Here is a 2,469-nt window from a genome sequence, read left to right as displayed (position 1 = left end):
TGTAAGTGAACTTTTTCCATTAAATCTATAATATGTTGTCTCGTTACCTTTATCATCTTTATCTGTATAAGGCTCAAATCCAATGCCCTTATAAATATTTTTATTAACTCCGGAATTTTTTACATATTCAAAGGTGTAGCCTGCAAGAAAAGTAAGCTGTCCGCCTCTTGTCTTTGGAAGGTCAATCTCAGCTGTAAGTCCAGCCTGCATTACAGCCATCTTGTGGTCAGAAGTCATAAATCCGAGATTTTCCCAGGCCTGATCAACGTGCGTTCCAGAAGTTCCGTCCGGGTCTGAAAACATCTGGTGCATGTAAGCAGAGCCGTCTGTCGCATACTGGCCCTCTTTTGCAAGAACATATTCCGCCGCGTCATCATCGTCAAATGCTTCCGCCGAATTTGCATGGCGGATAAAATTCGTTGCAAAGCCAAATCTCATAAACGGCTTTGGAGAAAATTCCGCATAAAACGAAACTTTGTCGGAGTTAGGATCTAGCGCGGAACCAATATTCACTCCTGCGTTCGTGTAATTCTGGCGGTTTGCAGTAGCCCCGGAAATTTCTCCCGAATCGTCGCTTCCGTATTCCCAATGCGCATAAACATAAGGCAAGACAATCTGATAATTAAGTCCGATTTTTTTGCAAGCTGTGTTTGACGGAGCAAAAACAAGTCCTGTCTGCCCTGCCACGCGGATTTTTGTGTCAAAATTAAGTTTTACAATGTCGTTCACTTCAATATCATCAACAAAAATATCTGTCGACCACAGAAGACCGTTTGCCGGTTTTATATCGAGCACAAGTCCCATTTGCAAATTGTCATTAGCTCCTCCAATATTTTGAATCGGCATGTACGGAACAGGGAAAAGATACGAAATGTTCATATTCGGGCCAAAAACAATGTTCTCGTAATATGAAATATTGATAAAATCGTTAAAGCGGTAATTTATAGAATGAAACGAAAGGTATTTTCCGTCGCTGTGGTCGCTGTATTTATAAGGATTGTTCGTCGTTGCGCCAATAATTTCAAAAACAGAAGAATAGCTCCACTTTTTTCTGGTTACGTTCATAATAAGGTTTGCAGAATGAAAAGAAGTGTCGTTAAGGGCAAGTCCGTCGTTCAAAAATGAACCGTAGCCTGTTTTGCTAAGTCCGGCAATTGCATAATATTCATTTGTGCCGACAGCAACGTTTGTGTTCCAGTCAAGGTAAAGGGCAATCGGGCCAATGCTTGAAGAGTCAAACACTGAATCCGGAGCCTTGTTTTTGTAAAGAGGGGCAATATCTTCGTAATCTGTAGCTTCCGCATACATTCCAAGGTCGTAGCCAACAGAAATGTACGGATTAAAAACTATTTCTCCGGCAATTCCGCCTTCGCCTTTTACGTTTTTTGTGCCTTTGTCGTTTTCTTCCGTCAGGTCTTGAGAAGCCTTGTATTCACCGTCGCCAGAAACATAAAGATTCAAAGACTTTCCGAAAATTCTTTCATATTCATAAAGCGCAAATTCGCGGTCATTTTTGTCGCCCTTGTCTATAACTTCTTCGAGAATAGATTTTATAAGGTTTGAAGGATAAGGACGAATCTGCGGAAGAGCCGAAATATAGCCTTTTAATTCCCAGCCCTGAGCCTGAGAATAAAATCTGTCCGTCGGATCTACGCTGACCTGGGCAAACAAACAGAACAAATTTGCAAATAAAACTGCAGAAAGAAAAAATTTTTTCATAAAAATCCTCGTTTTGAAAAATTATATCAGAACATTCCGGTTTTGCTATGCAAACATCGCGGCATCAACTACGGCAATGGCAGTTTTGTCAGCACGGGAATGGCACTCAAATTGCGGTTCTTATCAAAACCCGACATTTTGGCTAAATAAACATCTCCAGCTTAAAACAATTTACAATTTAATCGAACACGCTCCGGCAACTTCAAGTCCAGCGGCTTTTTTTCCTTCTTCGTGCCCCTTGTTGAATATAAACACAAAGGAAGGCTGCAGGACACATTCGATTTTTGACGAAAAATTGTACGTTCCGCGGATAGAAATTCTGTTTACAAACTCAGGAGTTCCTGTCGGAGTTACAAGCGACTGCAGCTCCTTTGCAGTTAATGATGGAAAAACTGAATTTTTTCCGCTGCTTCCAGGATAACACCAGCCTTTAGTATCCTCATCACCTGTATTAGTAATAGCATTATCATTTGTATGAACTCCGCCCCACAAGTATCTTCCATCGTTGTCTACCATTGTGTCAAACACACTTGTTCCGGACATTTCGCCTCTTGCCATAAAAAGATAGATAAAGTTCAAAGCCCATTTTTCAGGAACTTCGTATCCCATGTTAAGCTCTCCGCTGATTGTGTCAGGACCAAAAGGAGAACCAATCCATTCGTAGAACGGATATTTTTTGTTTCCCATGTTTTCGGCGTATGTGCGAACCAAGGACCAGTTCGGGCTTTCCTTTATGTAAAGATACGGCTG

2 protein-coding genes are annotated in these 2,469 nt (G+C 41.2%); both read right to left on the bottom strand.

Annotated features, from left to right (window positions below; translation table 11 throughout):
* Nucleotides 1–1,719: hypothetical protein (locus B4N75_RS08595; RefSeq protein WP_296707152.1), on the bottom strand; the 1,719-nt coding region annotated here is incomplete at its 3' end.
* A gap of 171 nt (nt 1,720–1,890) precedes the next feature.
* A partial coding sequence (locus B4N75_RS08590) for a hypothetical protein (protein WP_296707150.1) occupies nt 1,891–2,469 on the bottom strand: 579 nt, incomplete at its 5' end.

The organism is Treponema sp. UBA7570 (assembly GCA_002477955.1).
Lineage (GTDB): Bacteria > Spirochaetota > Spirochaetia > Treponematales > Treponemataceae > Treponema_D.
The sequence above is the reverse complement of the archived record's forward strand: the minus strand, read 5'-3'. Positions and strand labels throughout refer to the sequence as shown.